Origin of the sequence: Rothia nasimurium (assembly GCF_928392795.1) — a bacterium.
GTDB classification, from domain to species: Bacteria; Actinomycetota; Actinomycetes; order Actinomycetales; family Micrococcaceae; genus Rothia; species Rothia nasimurium_F.
Genome location: NZ_CAKMTJ010000004.1, coordinates 78,180 through 95,088, shown reverse-complemented (window position 1 = coordinate 95,088; position 16,909 = coordinate 78,180). Strand labels below are relative to the sequence as shown.

Here is a 16,909-nt window from a genome sequence, read left to right as displayed (position 1 = left end):
CTCAGGCGGCCCCTCTTACCGAGGAGCCGCCTGAGCATATGGAGGCTACCGCCTAAACACTAGGAAAGCCTAGGAGTTGTTGCTGAAAACCCCGTTACGCTGGCCAAACGCGCCGAAGCCCTGGGACTGTGCTGCCGCTGCTGCGGGAGCACCCTCAGCCTTGGGTTCAAGAGCGGGGGTCTCTTCGAGGGTGGTCAGCTGCTTGTTCAGGTAATCGCGCAGGGAAGTGCGGTACTGGTTCTCGAAGGAACGCAGCTTGGCAACAGAAACCTCGAGGTCGCTCTTGGTCTTTTCCAGATCGCCAAGCACCTGGTTCGACTTCTGCTCAGCTTCAGAAACAAGCTTGGCGGCTTCGTCACGACCTTCGGTAATCAGGCGTTCACGCTCGCGCTTGCCCTCGAAGACGTAGTCATCGTGAACCTTCTGGGCCATAGCCAGCAGGCCGGTGGCGCTAGAGGGTGACAGAGTGGGCTCAGCGGCGGCAGGTGCTGCTGCCGGAGCAGGAGTTGCCGCAGCGGGCTGAGAATCAACCACAATTTCAGCCTCGGCCAGGGCACCGCCCTGCTGGGCAGGAGCCAGTGAAATCTTCGCCTCTGCCTCTTCAAGCTGGCGCTTGAGGCTAGCATTCTCGGCGTTCAGACGACGCAGTTCAATGACAATCTCGTCAAGGAAATCGTCAACCTCTTCAGGGTTGTAGCCTTCCTTGAACTTAGTCGGCTGGAAGCGCTTATTGATTACTTCCTCAGGCGTGAGTGCCACGATTATTCACCTCTATTTTCTAAAAATCTTTATGCTTTGGCCCGTAGTGTTCCCGGTGCGCAGTATGTGCTGGAGTCAGGCGCATGAAGCTCGAACTTTCAGCGCGCTAAAAGTTCGGGTAGTCCCCTATTTACTACAACACAAAATTACCTGGCAAAGGGGCACCGCGCAACACTATGACCCCAGTTAAGTGTGAGCCACTGGTCACGTCACCACTTGAGGGGACAACCCCCAGCCTGCTGACTGACAGGATTCATCAGCCACCTTGCACACCCTACGTGCAGCAGGTGTTTACCTACCAGGTTCTAAACGGAGAGGTTGTAGGCCAGGTTAGTTAGCAGGGAATAAGCGAACCAGAGAGCCATCAACAGAATCATGAAGCCCACATCCAAGGAAATACCACCCAGGTTAATGGGCTTAATCAGGCGGCGGGCAGCATTCATGGGCGGGTCGGTGACCGCGTAGACAAATGAAGCAACCACCAGTACGACCCCTCGGGGCCGCCAGTAGCGGGCAAACATCTGCACCCAGTCGAGTACCAGGCGGATCATAAAAACGACAATCAGCAGGTAGGCGACGATAGCCAAGAGAGCAAAAAGATAACCCACTGTGCTGTTTAGGCCTGGTTGAAGGGGGTGACGTCGTCGCTGTCCAGAGCTACCGGAACCTCGGTGCCCTCAGCACCGAGAACCTCAAGGTTAGCGGGGGTCAGCAGGAATACCTTGTCGGTCACGCGCTCGATGTGACCGTTCAGGGCAAAAGCCAGGCCGGCAGAAAAGTCGATGAGACGCTTGGCGTCGGTATCGCCCATGTCGGTGACGTTCATAATCACGGGGATATTCTCGCGGAAGGACTCACCGATAATCTTGGCGTCGTTGTAGGAGCGGGGGTGGATGGTGGTGATACGGCGCAATTCTTCGCTGCTTTCTTCGGTGAAGGAGGGGGTCAGGGCGGTTGAGGTGTAGTTGGTTGCCTGCTGGTGGGTACCGGGGAAGTCCCAGTCGGTGCCGGGGCTTTCGACCTGTTCAAGAAGCTGATCGTCGGCCTCGGCTACAGAAACGCTACCGGCAGTTGCTTCGGGAGCCGGACGGCTGCGGATGGCCTCGGGTGAAATACCCAGAAGGACGTCACGGTCGGCAGTGGACGAGATATGGGCACGCCCTTCAGCGGGAGCTAGCTCATCGGGGTAGGCATCGTACTGGTCATCAGCCTCAAAAACGGTCTCTTCATAGATCGTTTCAGGGTGGCGCTGGGGCCGCTCTGTGCGCTGCGCTTCGTCTTCTACCTGGCCCAGGCCCAGGTAGGCCATTGCCTGGTGTAGTGTGCGAGCCATTCTTACCCTCCCTTTGAGTAGCCTTTCCGCCGGTTGACGGGGCTTAAAACCTCTGTTGCTATCAACCTTTTACGGTACCAAAAAGTCGCCTGTCTTTCTCGCAGACAAGCCCAAGGAAAACCTCAGTATTCCCGGTGAATTATGGGCCTCTGCCCTTAGTGGGCCGGACGGGCTCCCATGATTGAGGAGCCAACCCGCACAGAAGTAGCTCCCCAGCGAATTGCCTCAACCAGGTCGTGGCTCATACCCGCCGAGATAGTGGTTGCCTCAGGGTAGTGTTCCATCAGCTGCTGGGAGTAGCCGTGCAGCCTCTCAAAGGCGGCTGCAGCGTCCTGGCCCAGCGGGGCAACCGCCATGAGCCCACCCAGGGTAAGGCCCGGCAGGGAGCTAATATGGTCGGCAAGGGCCAAAATCTCGGTGGGGTCTGCTCCCCCGCGCGCACCCAGGGCAGCCTGCCCGGCGGTGGCTTCAACGGTGGTATCGAGCCCTACCTGGATAAGGCAGCGCAGACCACCGTGTGCCAGTGCTGCCGGAGCCTCAACCTCACCGTTCTCATAGCGGGCCAGACGGTTACTGTAGGCCTTAGAGAGGGCATCGGCCAGTTGAGGGCGGTCAACCGACTGCACCTCGTGCGCATACTGCACCACAGACTTAGCCTTGTTGGTCTGCAGCTGGCCAATAAAGGACCAGCGCAGCGGGTCATCGCTGCCCGTGTAGGCGGCCAGCTCACGGGCCTTGCCAGCGGCCTCTTGGTCGCGGTTCTCACCCACAGCGCGCACACCGGCGTCGTACAGGGCAGCTGCATCTGAGGCCGGGAAAAACTTAGTGACCACAATCAGCTCGGGCAGGGGGGACGAGGCAGATCGGGCACCGCTCATATCTTCCGCGGCGTCCTGAATGCGGGCCTGCACCTGAGCTAGACGGTCACTGAGTTCTGCACGGCGTTCGGGGCTGTAGGTCAGGGTCATATTTCCATTCCTTAGAGCGGGCATCTGGGTTACAGGTGGGAGGGGCTGGGCACCTCAGCGGCCAGAGGGCCAGCTTCTACCCAGACCAGACCAGCGATACGCCCGGCAGGCTCCTGCTTCTGGGTATGGCCGCGGTGCGAGAAGAGGTGCTCATGTTCAAAGGTACAGGCCGCAAGGTCGCTATGCACGCGGGTTACCTGCGGCAGGGAGGCGAGGACGGTGCGGGCCCCGGCAGGTAGGTCAAGGCCGGGAGTGCCCCAGGAGGTGCTGGAATACACCTGCGGAATCAGCACAGCAGATTCCTGCCGCATCGCCTCGGGAACCTCGTAGCAGCGTCCGCAGATCGAGGGGCCAATCCAGGCCTGAATGTTCTCGGCACCGTTCTGCGCCATAGCTTCAACCTGGTGTTGAATTACACCGTCGAGCAGGCCCCGCCGTCCAGCATGGGCCACGCCCAAGACTGGCTGGCCCGTTTGGGCGTGCTCCCCCACAAAGACCAGGGGGATACAGTCAGCCACCATAATGGCCAGGGGCCGCCCCTCACAAGAGACGGCAGCATCGGCGACCGGTGCAGTATCACGAATCTCTTGAGGGCTAAGACCCTTCTCAGTCTCGACGCTAAGCCGGTCTGAGGCGTCCGCATCAAAGACCACGGTGCCGTGTACCTGGTTGAGGTAGGTAAAGCCGCAGGACGCTCCTTCCCCCAGCAGCGCGTCTTCAAGGGTCTGCCGGTGGGCCAGGGTCTGGTCAAGGTCATCGCCCACGTGCAGACCCAGGTTACCAGCTGCATCCGATGTGAAGGCTACATTGACCCGGGCACCATTCGCCAGGGTTACTAGCCGGTGCGAGAAAAGAGCGTCGACCATGGGCCTCGCCTACCTTTCGAAAAAGAGCGGGAAATACTGAAGGGGGTGAAAGCTAAGTCTAGCTTTCACCCCCTCTCGGCCTTTAGACGGCTTGTTTCCGTCTAGGGTGTGGGTCTGAAGTCTTTACTTCAGGAAGTCGGGCACATCGAGGGTGTCACGACGTGCTGACTGGGAGTCCTCAACAACGGGGGGCAGGTCAACATCGAAGCCAGCGTTGGTGGGAACGTCGTTGCCGCCCTTATTCCAGCTGTTACCTGCTGCGGGTGCTGAACCGAAGCCAGCGCCTGCGGCGGGAGCTGCTGAAGCGCCACCGAAGTTCTGCTGGGTACGAGCAGCCTGGTTAGCGGCGGGGTTGGTGTTGTTGGAGTTGGTTTCGGGGTTGACCGAGTCAAAGCCTGCGGCAATAACGGTCACGCGAGCCTCGTCACCCAGAGCGTCGTCGATGACGGCACCGAAGATGATGTTGGCGTCGGGGTGGGCAACTTCCTGCACCAGGCGGGCAGCTTCGTTGATTTCGAAGAGGCCCAGGTCTGAACCACCCTGGATGGAGAGCAGGACGCCGTGAGCACCGTCGATGGATGCTTCCAGCAGGGGTGAGGCGATAGCCAGTTCGGCTGCCTTGACGGCGCGGTCTTCACCGGAGGCTGAGCCGATACCCATGAGAGCTGAACCTGCACCCTGCATGACGGACTTGACGTCTGCGAAGTCGAGGTTGATCAGGCCGGGGGTGGTGATCAGGTCGGTGATGCCCTGGACACCGGAGAGCAGAACCTGGTCTGCTGACTTGAAGGCGTCGAGCATGGAGACGTTGCGGTCTGAGATGGAGAGCAGTCGATCGTTGGGAATAACGATCAGGGTGTCGACCTCGTCGCGCAGGGCGGCGATGCCGGTCTCTGCCTGGTTGGAGCGGCGACGGCCTTCGAAGGTGAAGGGACGGGTCACAACACCGATGGTCAGTGCGCCCAGGGAGCGGGCGATGCGGGCAACAACGGGAGCGCCACCGGTACCGGTGCCGCCGCCTTCGCCTGCGGTCACGAAGACCATGTCGGCACCCTTAAGTACCTCTTCGATTTCCTGTTCGTGGTCTTCTGCTGCCTGGCGTCCAACGTCGGGGTTAGCGCCTGCACCCAGGCCGCGGGTCAGTTCGCGACCCACGTCGAGCTTGACGTCTGCATCAGACATGAGCAGAGCCTGAGCATCGGTGTTGATCGCGATGAATTCAACGCCACGCAGACCAACCTCAATCATGCGGTTGACAGCGTTGACGCCACCGCCGCCGATACCGACGACCTTAATGACTGCCAGGTAGTTCTGGGGAGTTGCTGTATCCATGGATTCCCTACTAATTTGTGCCTTGTTTCAAACCAACTCAACCTTAGAGTGAAAGTTGAGATTGGAGTAAACCTATTGTTTCAATCAATGAAAGAGTATCAACTTCACCTTGCAATGTCGCCCTCGTTTCACCCATGACCTTATTTTTCTCAGAAAATATCAAGGACAAGAGGGAACTTCAGGTAGAAGTTGAAACTATTTTACAGTGGGGACGAGGGGGCTTGAGACATCGTAGGTTTCTACGGCCTGCTGGCTACCCACCGAGTCCATAAGCTGAACTAAAACTTTAGCTTTAAGGTCGCTGTCTTCCGGAGTACCCCAGACGACCTGCGTACCATCAATCATCTCTAAAGTAATGGTTGATGCCGAATCAGCCTTAGCCTCAGACACCTGCGACAAAATCGAGGTCGGCAGAGCCGCCAGCACACCGGTTACGGTACTAAAAGCAGCCGACCCCAGAATATCCAGACCTCCGGCAACCAGCGGAACACCGGCGTCCTCAACCGACGCTGCGGTGCCCAGTTGCATGCCCTCATTGTCGACCAGCACGAAGCTGTCCTCGTTCTCCACCACAGCCACGGGCACCCGCTCATGCAACTGCACCACCAGCTCGTGGGGAGGGTTCGCCTGCAGGGTCACCCCGTAGAGCACATTCTCGTTGCCAATCAGAGAGGCAACCTCAGACTCACTAATGCGGGTCATGGGCACCCCCTGGAGCTGGCTCAGCTGTTGCTGCACAGTAGCCTCATCCAGCAAAGAAGCGCCTTCTACCGTAATCGTCCGGGTAGCCAGCAGGGGCGAGAAGAAAACAACCCCCACAAAAATCAGGGTAGCGAGCACCAGAGCGCCCGCCCCGTAGGCCCACTTCTTCCAGCTACCGGCTGCCCGACGCTTGGGGCGCAGCTGCACGGGAGCAGAAGGCAGACTCTGAGGCTCGCTCTGGCCGCTCTGACGCTCCTCTTCCTGGGCCTGGCGCCACTGGGCGAAACGACTGTTTTCAGAGATATCCACCAGGTTATCGCCAGCCTCTGGTAGCTGGCTCACCTTAGCGGAATTCAGGCGAATACGGGGCTTCTTTTCATCGGCCACTAGAGTGCAGCACCTTCACGGGCAGAAAGCTTCTCTACCAGCACCCGCCCCAGGGCAGTCACGTCACCGGCACCAACCGTCATGATGATATCGCCGGGCAGGGCGGCGGCTACAACAGCGTCAATCGCCTGGTCGGTACTCTCAGCGTAGTGCGCCTCGGAGAAACCGGCCTCGGTGATGAGATGGCTGGTTACGCCCTCCATGGGCTTCTCGCGGGCGGGGTAGATATCGAGTACATAGCTGCGGTCAGCCTGAGACAGCGACTCAGCGAACTCGGTAGCGAACTCCTTGGTGCGGGAGAAGAGGTGGGGCTGGAAAATCACGTAGAGGTTATGCCCGGCAGCGACCGTACGGCCGGTTTCCAGGGCACGGTGTACCTCGGTGGGATGATGGGCGTAGTCATCGAAGACCTTAACCCCGGCAGCTTCACCGCGCAGGGTAAAGCGGCGGTCGGTACCGGAGAAATGGGCAAGGGCTTTTACCGCATCTTCGGGGCTGGCACCTGCCAGCAGGGCACAGACAAAGGACGCCGTAGCGTTGAGCTGGTTATGAATGCCGGGTACCGGCAGGGTCAGGGTAATCTGCCCCGCGAACTGCTGGCCGCCTACGGTGAAGTCCCAGACCAGGTTTGAAGAGCAGTCGGTTCCTTCAGAGGTGATACCGGTCAGGCGAACCATAGCACCCTCCCCCTCACCATAGGTGACAACCTGCACACCGGCGTCCGCAGCCTGAGCCACAAGGGTAGCTGCACCGGCGTCGTCAGCGCAGGTCACGAAGACACCACCGGGCGCCATAGAAGCGATAAAGCGGTTGAAGGCCTCGAAGACCCGCTCATTGGTGCCGTAGAAGTCCAGGTGGTCGGGCTCGGCATTAGTAATAACCGCGATCTCGGGGCGGTAGCGCACAAAAGAGCCGTCGGATTCATCGGCTTCAGCCACGAACCAGGACTCCGGCCCGGACGCCCCCAGGTGGGCGTTGGTGTTATAGCCGGCGATGGTAGAGCCGACCGCAAAAGAGGGGTCCAGTCCCAGGCCGTCCAACATCACCGAAATCATGGATGAGGTGGTGGTCTTGCCGTGGGTACCGGCGACCGCAATCACCTTGGAGTCGCGCATGGTCGCGGCCAGAGCTTCAGAGCGGTGCAGCACGCGCAGGCCGCGGGCCCGGGCAGCAGCGAGTTCGGGGTTATCTTCGCGAATCGCGGTTGAAATCACCACGGTATCGATGCCCTCGATATTCTCGGCAGCCTGGGGCACCGATACCCGGGCACCCAGCTCTCGCAGGCTATCTACAGCGGCGCTTTCAGCCTGGTCAGACCCGCTGACGGTCATGCCAGCGCGCAGCATCAGCCGGGCGATAGCCGACATGCCGGCCCCGCCAATACCCACAAAATGCACCCGTCCCAGGTCGGCCAGGGTCGGACGCTCGGGGAAGGGAGGGTTGAGGGGTGCGGGAAGGTCGATTGAAAGATCCATTAGTGAGGTGCTCATGCGCGGGCCGCCTTCAGTACTTCGTCTGCCATAACCTGCGCAGCATCGCGGATGCCGTGCCGGTAGGACTTTTCTGCCATGTCGGTAAGTTTATCGGTGTCTGCTAGCAGGGCCGGTACATTCTGGCGGAACCAGCTAGCGGTGAAATCTGAGTCGTCAACCAGCAGGGCTGCCCCGGCAGCCACCAGGGAGCGGGCATTGAGTGCCTGCTCGCCGTTGCCGATGGGTAGGGGAACAAAGATAGCCGGTAGGCCCACGGCAGCGACCTCGCTGACGGTTGCCGCACCAGAGCGCACAATCATAAGGTCAGCAGCTGCGTAGACATCTTCCATGGAGGTAATGAACTCAACCTGCTGGTAGCCGGGGGCTGTGCGGAGCTGGCCGGACTCGTCCTTAACCGCCTTGTCACGGCCGGTGATGTGCAGTAGCTGGTAGCCTGCCGGGCCAATCTCGTCGATGATTTCGGCGATTGCCCGGTTGAGGCTCAAGGCTCCCAGGGACCCACCGGTGACCACCAGAGTGGGCAGCGCCGGGTCAAGACCCAGACGCTCCCGGGCAGCCCCCTGTTCGGAGGTGCGGTCGAGGTCGGCGATGTTCTGGCGCATGGGCATACCCACGGTGCGTGCACCGGCGATGGGGGTATCGGGGAAGGCGGTAGCTACCAGGGCAGCCTTCTTCGCGCCCACCTTGTTGGCGAGGCCGGGCTTGGCGTTGGCCTCGTGAATCACTACGGGCACACCCAGCTTGCGGGCTGCCAGGTACATGGGGGTGCACACGTAACCACCCACGCCCACCAGGACGTCCGCCCCGGTATCGGTCAGAATCTTCTCGGCCTGCTTGAGCGAGGCCCGGAACCGGCCGGGGAACTTGATGGCGTCAAGGTTGGGGCGGCGGGGGAAGGGAACTTTCGGGATGAAGCTGATGTCGTAGCCCGCTGCCGGTACAAGCCGGGCCTCCATGCTATTTTCGGTGCCGACGGTCATGATAGTGACGTCAGGCTCGCGCTCCTGGAGGGCTCGGGCGATAGCCAGCATGGGGTTGATATGCCCGGCTGTGCCTCCGCCTGCCAGCACGACAGTGGGTGCGTGGGTCATCAGGTTTCACTCCCTTAGTGTTCTGTTTCGACCCTTAGTTTACGCGGATTGGGCCACAGGTACATCTTGAGGGCGGGGGCAGTGAGCCAGCTTACCCCTCTGAGTGCTCCTCTGGCAGCTTGCGGGCTTTGCGGATAGTGCGCAGGCCAGCGGGCAGTTTTTGCTCCTTGGGGGTGGGGGCTTGTGGCTCGGTGGTCTGCGGCTTGGCTGCAGTGCTGGGCGCAGCCGGGCGGGCAGGGTGCTGGGGCTGAGCCGCAGTGGTGCGGGTGTGAGCCTGTTGCACGCTGGCAGAGGGGCGGGCGCCGCTGGCCGAGCTAGAGCGTCGGGCCATAGCGGCCTCGGCACTGGCTTCAGCTGACAGGGGGCTTGACCGGCGGACGGTCTGGGCGGACGGACGCGCCGTAGCTGCCGAGGGCCTCACGGTGCGCGCACTCCCCTGGGCGCGTTGAGGGGCGGACGCCGCCGGGCGGGCCGGGGTGCGCCCGTCGACGAGGGCGCCCAGGCGGGTGGTGAGCTTATCGAGAGTCCAGCCTGTGCCGTCGGGGTCTGCGGCGATGACGGCCTGCTCCCGCTCAGCGATATGGGCCAGAGCAAGGCGGCGGGCGGCGTCCTTTTGCATCTTGCTGTTGGCGATGCCGGTACGCTCCCCCACAATCGGGTTGAGGGGGGTCTGCCGGGCAAAGGCGATAAGAATTCCGATACCGGTCAGTGACGAGACCAGGGCGGAACCACCGGCAGAAATAAAGGGCAGGGGCACACCGATGACGGGCATAAGCCCTACCACCATAGCGATGTTGAGCAGGGCCTGGCCGGCGATCCAGGTGATGATGCCAATGGTGGCGTAGCGAATAAAGAGGTCAGAGGAGCGCAGCAGGATACGCATAGCGCAGTAGATTAGGGCTGCGTAGAGCAGCAGCACAGCGATAGCACCAATCAGACCCAGTTCTTCACCGACCACCGCGAAAATGTAGTCGTTGTGGGCTTCAGGCAGGTAGTTGTACTTCTGGCGGGACTGGCCCAGGCCCACGCCCCAGAAGCCGCCGGTAGCGAGTGCTGCCAGGCCAGAGTTGGCCTGGTCGCAGGTGGCCTCAACGCAGTCGCGCCAGAAGGCAAAGGTGTTGAAGAGACGCTCGATGCGGTTGGGGCTGATGGCTACCATCATGATGGCGGCCAAGGTGCCCAGGCCCGCGCTAATCATCACTAGCCCGCGGGAGGGGCGGGCAGCCATGAAAATCGCGCTGAAGAAGAGAGCATAGATGAGCACGGTACCCACGTCATGGCCGGCCAGAATCAGGGTGACTATCAGGCCAAACCCTAAGAGAGCTGGTACCAGGCCCTTATAGGCAGTCTGGGCTAGGGTTCCCCTGTCGATGCGCCCCTGGCGGGAGTAGACCGAGGCCAGCCAGAGAATCATGATGGGCTTAGCAAACTCCGAGGGCTGAATCGAGAAACCGGCGATGTTGATCCAGTTGCGGTTGCCGTTGACGGTGGTTCCCACAAAAATAACCGCAATCAGCAACAGGGCGGCCAGGCCCAGCAGGGTGTGCACTACCCAGGGCCGCCGGTACCAGATGACCGGTACCAGGTAGCCCACGATCAGCATAGCAACGAGACCCAGTATCGCGAACATGCCCTGGGAGCGGGCCTGGCTGAAGGCACCTGCGCCCGATGAAATCTGTTCCACGCTTGAGGCAGAGAGCACCATCATCACGCCAAAGAGGGTGAGCACGGTGGCGGTCACTACCAGCACGATGGGCACATCGGTCAGCACCATGGAGCCCAAACGTACCTGGGCGTTCTCCCAGGTGTTCCGGGATCTCTCCCACAGACGCCGAATCAAGCCAGGACGCTGCGGTGACCGGGGTTCTGCTGCCAGGCTCATAGTCTTTTCGCTTCTCTTCTCTCGTGTTCGGACGCCCGCCGTAGGTGCGCTTAAAGGTGAGGGAGGGTGGGAACCAGTAGCTACTGATTACCCAGCCCTCCACTTCTTTGGTTTTAGGAATTAATCTGGTTGACCAGGTCAGCTACCGCATCGATAAAGGCATTACCGCGGTCAGCGTAGGAGGTGAACTGGTCCATTGAGGCTGCGGCAGGGGCCATGAGCACGGTATCGTTCTGTTCCGAAATCTCGTGGGCCTTGGCAACTGCCAGTTTCATCACCGCCCGGCCGTCACTGGCATCAGCTAGTAGAGAGCTTTCACTGATCTTGTAGACCGGCACATCAGGTGCCTGCTCGGCTAGAGCGGTTACCAGGGCTGCAGTGTCGGTGCCAATCATGACCACGGCCTTGAGGCGGTCCTTGTGTTCGGCCACTAGCTCGTCGTAGGTAACGCCCTTGGAGAGGCCGCCTGCTACCCAGATGACGGGGTTGAAGGAGGCCAAAGAAGCGTTGGCTGCGTGGGGGTTGGTGGCCTTAGAGTCGTTGACCCAGAGCACCCCGTGGGTATTGGCTACCAGCTGGATACGGTGGGCACCGGGCTCGTAGTTCTGCAAACCGGCCTTGACCTGTTCCGGTTCAATACCGGCGGCGCGAGTGAGAGCTGCTGCAACCAGGGCGTTCTCGACGGTGTGCTTGGTCGGAAGCTGGCCGGTGTCTGCTACCTCAGCTACTTCCAGGGCCTGGTTGCGGCGATCATCGAGGAAGGCCCGGTCGATCAGGAGGCCATCGATGACCCCCAGCATGGAAAGACCGGGCGTGTCTGCCCAAAAGCCGATGGCGCGAGCGCCCTCAACGACGTCCGCCTCTTCTACCATCTGCACAATTTCTGGGTAGTTAGCGTTGAAGATGCAGGCGAACTGAGTGTTTTCGTAGATACGGGCCTTATCGGCCAGGTAGTTATCGTAGCCGGCGTGCCAGTCAACGTGGTCTTCTGCCACGTTGAGCACAACGGACGCCAGGGGTGACATGGAGTAGGTCCAGTGCAGCTGGAAGCTTGAGAGCTCAACGGCGAAGAAGTCGTAGTCAACGGGGTCGCGTAGGGCGTCCAAGATGGGGGTGCCGACGTTGCCCACGGCGATAGCCTTGTAGCCTGCAGTCTGCAGGATAGATTCGGTCATGCCCACGGTGGTGGTCTTGCCGTTGGTTCCGGTAATGGCCAGCCAGGGGGCAACCTTGCGTCCTTCGCGCTGACGCAGACGCCAGGCCAGCTCAACGTCACCCCAGATTTGAATCTTCTGGGCTACAGCATCGGCCAAAATTCCGATGGTGGGGGCTAGGCCAGGTGAGGTGACCACAAGGTCAGCGGGCTGCCCCTCGACCAGAGGCAGGGCGTCCATGGCTCCGGCGCCCAGCACCGAACCGACCGCACCCACAATCTTGAGAGTATCGGCCTTACCACGAGTAACTTCGTTATCGTTACCGTCCACCACGACCACGCGGGCACCCAGCTCAATCAGGGTGTCAGCGGCTGAGAAACCAGAGATTCCCAAACCGGCTACGACCACGCGCAGACCGGCCCAGTCAGACTCCCAGCTGGTCAGCGCTTCCAGGCGTTCATACCCGTAAACGGGGTTGGCATTAGTTGCCTGCATTAGAAAACACCTCCGTTGCTCAGGAGCCAGTCACCGTAGAAGATGCCCAATGCGATAGCCACAAACAGGCCAGCGAGAATCCAGAAGCGGATTACTACGTTCACTTCGGTCCAGCCCTTGAGCTCAAAGTGATGTTGCAGGGGGGCCATGCGGAAGACGCGCTTGCCCCCGCTCATCTTGAAGTAGCCCACCTGAATAATGACGGAAAGGGCAATCATCACGAAGAGGCCTGCGATAATCGGCAGAAGCATCTGGGTGCGGGTGATGATGGCGAAGGCCGCCAGGGCACCGCCCAAACCTAAGGAACCGGTATCGCCCATGAAGATAGTAGCCGGTGAGGTGTTCCACCAGAGGAAGCCAATCAGGGCGCCAATCAGAGAAGCTGCCAGCATAGCCATCTGGCCTGAGTCAGGAACCTCATAGCAGACATTATCGAGGGAACCGGGAGCACACAGGTGCTGCTGCTGCCACATAGAAATCAGTAGGTAGCCGCTAAAGACCATAATGGCTGCACCGGTTGCCAGACCGTCCAGGCCATCGGTCAGGTTCACGGCGTTAGTGGTGGCGGTGGCAATCAGGTTGGCCCAGATAATGAAGAGGATAATACCCACCACAGGCCCGGCAAAGGCCAAATCCAGCCAGGAGATATCACGGGTGAAGGAGAGGTTGAAGGAGGCAGGTGACCAGCCCCGCTCGTCCTTAATCAGCAGCGCACCAACCGCAAAGAGGGTACCGATGAGCCCCTGGAGCACGATTTTGCCCTTGGGAGTCAGGCCCTCACTCTGCTTCTTCCAAATCTTCTGGAAGTCGTCGATGAAGCCAACGCCAGCCATACCCAGCATGAGGAACATAGCCAAAAGAACCGAGGCTGACGGAGCCAGGCTAGTCCCGGTGAGCAGGGCTGAGAGGCCCAGGGCCAGGAAGAAACCGAGGACGGTTGCTGCCATCATCATGACACCGCCCATGGTGGGGGTGCCCCGTTTGGTCTGGTGTGAGGTGGGGCCGTCTTCGCGAATAAACTGGCCGAACTGCTGCTTCACCAACCATTTGGTGTAGAGCGGGGTTCCGGCGATCGAGATGATCAGGCCGAAAGCGGCAGCCAACAGGATAGAAATCATGCGGTGTCTGTGCCTTCCCGGTTATGAGTTATCTGTAGTCTTGGCGGCAGCATCGGGCTGGGCGCCACTGTCTGAGTTTAGTGCCTGAACAAAGTCACCGGCGCTTAACCAGGGCTGTGATTGCCCACTATCACGCTCGGTATGGGTGAGGTTGCCCTCATAGTCGGCAACTTTTTGCCCGAGAAGGCCCAGGCCAGCCCCGTTGGAGGACTTGAAAAGGACAATGTCACCCGGCTCAAGAGCGCCACGCAGGAGCTCGAAGGCTTCGTCGGTGCTGGCAACCCAGGTTGCCTCATTGCCCCAGGAACCTTCAAGGTGGGCGGTGTTGTAGATGGGCTTGGCAATATCCCCAACAGCAATGAGTTTGGAGATGTTGAGACGTACGGCTAGCTGACCGATACGGTCGTGTTCAGTGAGGGTCTGGTCCCCCAGTTCCAGCATGGCACCGAGGACGGCCCAGGTGCGGTTGGTTGAGGGCAGACGGCCCAGCTGGGCTAGGGTCTGCAGGGCAGCGGTCATGGATTCGGGGTTGGCGTTGTAGGCGTCGTTGATAACGGTGACGCCATCGGGACGGTCGGTGCGCTGCATACGCCACTTGGAGGCAGCCCCGGCAGTGTTGAGTTGCTCTGCAATGCGCTGGGGGGCAATACCGGCCTGATAGGCCACGGTGGCTGCCGCCAGCAGGTTATAGACGTGGTGCTCGCCAATGAGCTGGGAGCTAATGTCAAAGCTCTGCCCATCGGGGAAGGTCAGGGTAAAAGCCGGCTTGCCTTCATCGGTGGTGGTGAGGCCGGACGCCGTCATCCGGTATTCTGCTACCCCGGGGTTGCTGGTGTGGGTCAGCTCGGCTTCGCGGCCCTCCACACCAAAGTAGGTGACGGGAGTAGAGGCCCGGTTGATCATGCGGCGCACACGGTAGTCATCAATGTTCAGGCCCAGGCCCAGGCGGACGCCTTCGGCCATCTCGCCCTTGGTTGCTTCGATATTATCGATGCCACCGAATTCCCCGGCGTGGGCGGTACCGACCTTGAGCACAATGCCGTAGTCAGGGGAAATCATATCGGTCAGGTACTTGATGTTGCCCACCCGGTCAGCGCCCATCTCAATGACCAGGTAACGGGTGTCTTCCTCTGCCCTAAAGACGGTCAGCGGTACACCAACTTCACCGTTGAAGGACCCGATGGGGGCTACAGTCTTGCCCTCAGCGCCAAAGATGGCTGCCAGCAGGTCCTTGGTGGTGGTCTTACCCGCTGAGCCGGTAATACCCACGACCGTGACCTCCCCACGCTCGCGCAGGCGGGTCACGATGTAGGCGGCCAGACGGCCCATAGCCAGCACGACATCGTCCACCAGAATGGAGGGGTAGACCTGACCAGCGGCGTCCTGAACCTCACGTTCAACAAGAGCTAGAGAGGCACCCTGCTCAAAGGCGGCAGGCAGGAAGTGATGGCCGTCCGTCACCTCGCCAGGCTTGGCGATAAAAAGGCAGCCGGGACCGACCTCGCGGGAATCTGTCGTGGCAGAAGTACAGGTCAGAACAGGAGCAGCGGCAGGGTCTACCCCCAGGAGGGTGCCCGCTACAGCTTCTTCAATCTCAAGCGCTGAAAGTTCAATCATAGGTTTACCCTTAGGTTACTTCTGGTGGTTCTGGTAGGCCGGGAGCACGCTGAAACCAGCAGCTTGCAGGGCGCGGGCAGTTTCTACACGGTCGTCAAGCTCGATATCGGTACCGGCAACGTCCTGGGCTACCTCATGCCCGCGACCCGCCACCAGTATTGAGTCCTTGGGGCCAGCCAGGGCGATAGCCTCGTCGATTGCTGCCGCACGGGGCTCAATGTTGAGCACCCGGTGGGCTCGGGCACCGGCTTCACAGGCCGCGCTGGCACCGGCCTCAACGGCCTCACGAATGGGAGCAGGGTCTTCACCGTGGGGGTCATCGTCGGTCACCACCACGATATCGGCGTAGGTGGCCGCAATTTCGCCCATCAGGGGGCGCTTGGTCTGGTCGCGTTCACCGGTTGCACCGAAAACGATAATAACCTTGCCGTCCTCGTCAGCAGGCTCAATTGCCTCGAGGGCACGTTTTAGAGCATCGGGGTTGTGGGCGAAATCCACCAGGGCGGTAGGTTCGGTGGAAATCAGCTGCATACGGCCGGGCACAACGGGTGTCAGGGTCTCGGTGCGCGATAGCGCCTCCACGATGCGGTCACGTTCTAGACCATCGCGGGCGCTCTCAAAGACCATCACGGCGGCTAATGCGGCGTTCGAGACGTTGAAGTCTGCCGGGAGTAAGGTGGCACTGGGCAGTTCAAAACCGTCGCCCCGGCGCAGAGTGAAGGAGTGGCCGATGCCGGAGCGCTCTACCTGCACCAGAGCCCAGTCCTGGGCAGCAAGGGAGGTGAGCGCGTCCGCCCCCGGCTCATAGCCGGCACCGAAGTTGGTAAAGAGGCGGACCACAGCGCGGGCCCCCAGGGCCTGAACCGCACGCTCTGCCATAGCAAGGCCCCAGCGGTCGTCGGCGGTAATGACGGCGCGGCGGGTGCGGGCCGGGGTGAAGAGCTCGGCCTTGGAGTCAAAATAGCTCTCCATGGTGCCGTGCAGGTCTAGGTGGTCCTGGGTGAGGTTGGTAAAGCCCGCAATGTCGTATCGGATGCCATCGACACGGCGGTAATCCAGGGCATGGGATGACACCTCCATCGCTGCGCTGGTAATACCCTGCTCACGCATCAGAGCGATAAGGGAGTGCACGTGGGGGGACTCGGGAGTGGTGAGCTTAGAGGGAATAGCCTGGCCACCGGCAAGAATCTCAATGGTTCCAATCAGGCCGGTGGTGTGGCCCAGGGCCTGCATGATCGAGTTGGTCATGTAGGTGGTGGTGGTCTTGCCGTTGGTACCGGTCACCGCAAAAAGGCGGGGTGCTCCCCCGCTGCTGGGCTGAGAAGCGTAAATGCGAGCAGAGAGCGGGCCGACAGCAGCTCGCACCTGGTCGGTGGTGACTACACCCAGGTCATCGGGAATACCCAGCTCGCGCACAATCTCAAGGCCCGCTTCGTCGGTCAGCAGGGCGGACGCCCCCAACTCGATTGCAGCAGGAAGAAAGGACGCACCGTGGGCCTTGGCTCCACCCAGGGCAACGTAGAGGTCGCCGGGCTGCACCTCGCGAGAGTCCATGGTGATACCCGTGATGGGGCGGGCGGACGCCTGCACCAGCTGGGCCTCTAGGCCCACCTCGGCCAGCCAGTCGGCAACCTCAGCGCAGGTGCGCTCGGTAACCTGGCGGGGGCGCAGGGTCTGGGCGCTACCCTCAAGTGCTCGGTTTTCTGTCACAG

General features: G+C 60.8%; 14 protein-coding genes. All 14 read right to left on the bottom strand.

Annotated elements, in window-relative coordinates:
* Nucleotides 1-69: 69 nt before the first annotated feature.
* The 14 genes from L6963_RS05765 to L6963_RS05700 all read right to left on the bottom strand — a co-directional run bounded on the left by L6963_RS05765 (nt 70) and on the right by L6963_RS05700 (nt 16,907).
* Nucleotides 70-759 carry a DivIVA domain-containing protein gene (locus L6963_RS05765; protein ID WP_237207189.1) on the bottom strand — a complete coding sequence of 230 codons (690 nt, stop codon included), beginning with the start codon at nt 757-759 and terminating at the stop codon, nt 70-72.
* Between the two features lie 305 nt (nt 760-1,064).
* Entirely contained in the window at nt 1,065-1,367 is a 303-nt protein-coding gene (locus tag L6963_RS05760) for a YggT family protein (RefSeq protein ID WP_237195326.1), read from the bottom strand.
* An 8-nt stretch (nt 1,368-1,375) separates the two neighbouring features.
* Nucleotides 1,376-2,092 carry a cell division protein SepF gene (locus L6963_RS05755; protein ID WP_336603537.1) on the bottom strand — a complete coding sequence of 239 codons (717 nt, stop codon included), beginning with the start codon at nt 2,090-2,092 and terminating at the stop codon, nt 1,376-1,378.
* 155 nt (nt 2,093-2,247) lie between these two features.
* The gene (locus tag L6963_RS05750) at nt 2,248-3,060 is read right to left on the bottom strand and encodes a YggS family pyridoxal phosphate-dependent enzyme (RefSeq protein WP_237195324.1); all 813 of its coding nucleotides are present in this window, start codon (nt 3,058-3,060) and stop codon (nt 2,248-2,250) included.
* A gap of 29 nt (nt 3,061-3,089) precedes the next feature.
* A complete protein-coding gene (locus L6963_RS05745) occupies nt 3,090-3,926 on the bottom strand; it encodes a polyphenol oxidase family protein (RefSeq protein ID WP_237195316.1) in 837 nt (278 codons plus the stop codon).
* 123 nt (nt 3,927-4,049) lie between these two features.
* Entirely contained in the window at nt 4,050-5,258 is a 1,209-nt protein-coding gene (gene ftsZ / locus L6963_RS05740; protein ID WP_237185432.1) for a cell division protein FtsZ, read from the bottom strand.
* A 195-nt stretch (nt 5,259-5,453) separates the two neighbouring features.
* Nucleotides 5,454-6,347: a cell division protein FtsQ/DivIB gene (locus L6963_RS05735; protein ID WP_237207190.1), complete on the bottom strand. Its 894-nt coding sequence runs from the start codon at nt 6,345-6,347 to the stop codon at nt 5,454-5,456.
* Entirely contained in the window at nt 6,347-7,837 is a 1,491-nt protein-coding gene (gene murC, locus L6963_RS05730; protein WP_237207191.1) for a UDP-N-acetylmuramate--L-alanine ligase, read from the bottom strand. Before murC ends, L6963_RS05735 begins: the two co-directional genes overlap by 1 nt.
* The gene (gene murG / locus L6963_RS05725) at nt 7,834-8,931 is read right to left on the bottom strand and encodes an undecaprenyldiphospho-muramoylpentapeptide beta-N-acetylglucosaminyltransferase (RefSeq protein WP_237195313.1); all 1,098 of its coding nucleotides are present in this window, start codon (nt 8,929-8,931) and stop codon (nt 7,834-7,836) included. The genes murC and murG overlap by 4 nt, the downstream gene beginning before the upstream one ends.
* Before the next feature lie 91 nt (nt 8,932-9,022).
* Complete coding sequence (locus L6963_RS05720; RefSeq protein WP_237207192.1) at nt 9,023-10,813, bottom strand: FtsW/RodA/SpoVE family cell cycle protein; 1,791 nt, start codon at nt 10,811-10,813, stop codon at nt 9,023-9,025.
* 113 nt (nt 10,814-10,926) lie between these two features.
* Nucleotides 10,927-12,462 carry a UDP-N-acetylmuramoyl-L-alanine--D-glutamate ligase gene (gene murD, locus L6963_RS05715; RefSeq protein WP_237207193.1) on the bottom strand — a complete coding sequence of 512 codons (1,536 nt, stop codon included), beginning with the start codon at nt 12,460-12,462 and terminating at the stop codon, nt 10,927-10,929.
* Entirely contained in the window at nt 12,462-13,580 is a 1,119-nt protein-coding gene (gene mraY / locus L6963_RS05710) for a phospho-N-acetylmuramoyl-pentapeptide-transferase (RefSeq protein ID WP_237185438.1), read from the bottom strand. Before mraY ends, murD begins: the two co-directional genes overlap by 1 nt.
* A 21-nt stretch (nt 13,581-13,601) precedes the next feature.
* Complete coding sequence (locus L6963_RS05705; RefSeq protein WP_237207194.1) at nt 13,602-15,197, bottom strand: UDP-N-acetylmuramoyl-tripeptide--D-alanyl-D-alanine ligase; 1,596 nt, start codon at nt 15,195-15,197, stop codon at nt 13,602-13,604.
* 15 nt (nt 15,198-15,212) lie between these two features.
* Entirely contained in the window at nt 15,213-16,907 is a 1,695-nt protein-coding gene (locus L6963_RS05700) for a UDP-N-acetylmuramoyl-L-alanyl-D-glutamate--2,6-diaminopimelate ligase (RefSeq protein ID WP_237207195.1), read from the bottom strand.
* Nucleotides 16,908-16,909 lie beyond the last annotated feature (2 nt).

What these genes read in the sequence shown, in the direction of transcription:
- L6963_RS05755 (WP_336603537.1), bottom strand. Translation starts at nt 2,092, where the DNA reads ATGGCTCGCACACTACACCAGGCAATGGCCTACCTGGGCCTGGGCCAG.
- L6963_RS05750 (WP_237195324.1), bottom strand. Translation starts at nt 3,060, where the DNA reads ATGACCCTGACCTACAGCCCCGAACGCCGTGCAGAACTCAGTGACCGT.
- L6963_RS05745 (WP_237195316.1), bottom strand. Translation starts at nt 3,926, where the DNA reads ATGGTCGACGCTCTTTTCTCGCACCGGCTAGTAACCCTGGCGAATGGT.
- ftsZ (WP_237185432.1), bottom strand. Translation starts at nt 5,258, where the DNA reads ATGGATACAGCAACTCCCCAGAACTACCTGGCAGTCATTAAGGTCGTC.
- murC (WP_237207191.1), bottom strand. Translation starts at nt 7,837, where the DNA reads ATGAGCACCTCACTAATGGATCTTTCAATCGACCTTCCCGCACCCCTC.
- murG (WP_237195313.1), bottom strand. Translation starts at nt 8,931, where the DNA reads ATGACCCACGCACCCACTGTCGTGCTGGCAGGCGGAGGCACAGCCGGG.
- L6963_RS05720 (WP_237207192.1), bottom strand. Translation starts at nt 10,813, where the DNA reads ATGAGCCTGGCAGCAGAACCCCGGTCACCGCAGCGTCCTGGCTTGATT.
- murD (WP_237207193.1), bottom strand. Translation starts at nt 12,462, where the DNA reads ATGCAGGCAACTAATGCCAACCCCGTTTACGGGTATGAACGCCTGGAA.
- mraY (WP_237185438.1), bottom strand. Translation starts at nt 13,580, where the DNA reads ATGATTTCTATCCTGTTGGCTGCCGCTTTCGGCCTGATCATCTCGATC.
- L6963_RS05705 (WP_237207194.1), bottom strand. Translation starts at nt 15,197, where the DNA reads ATGATTGAACTTTCAGCGCTTGAGATTGAAGAAGCTGTAGCGGGCACC.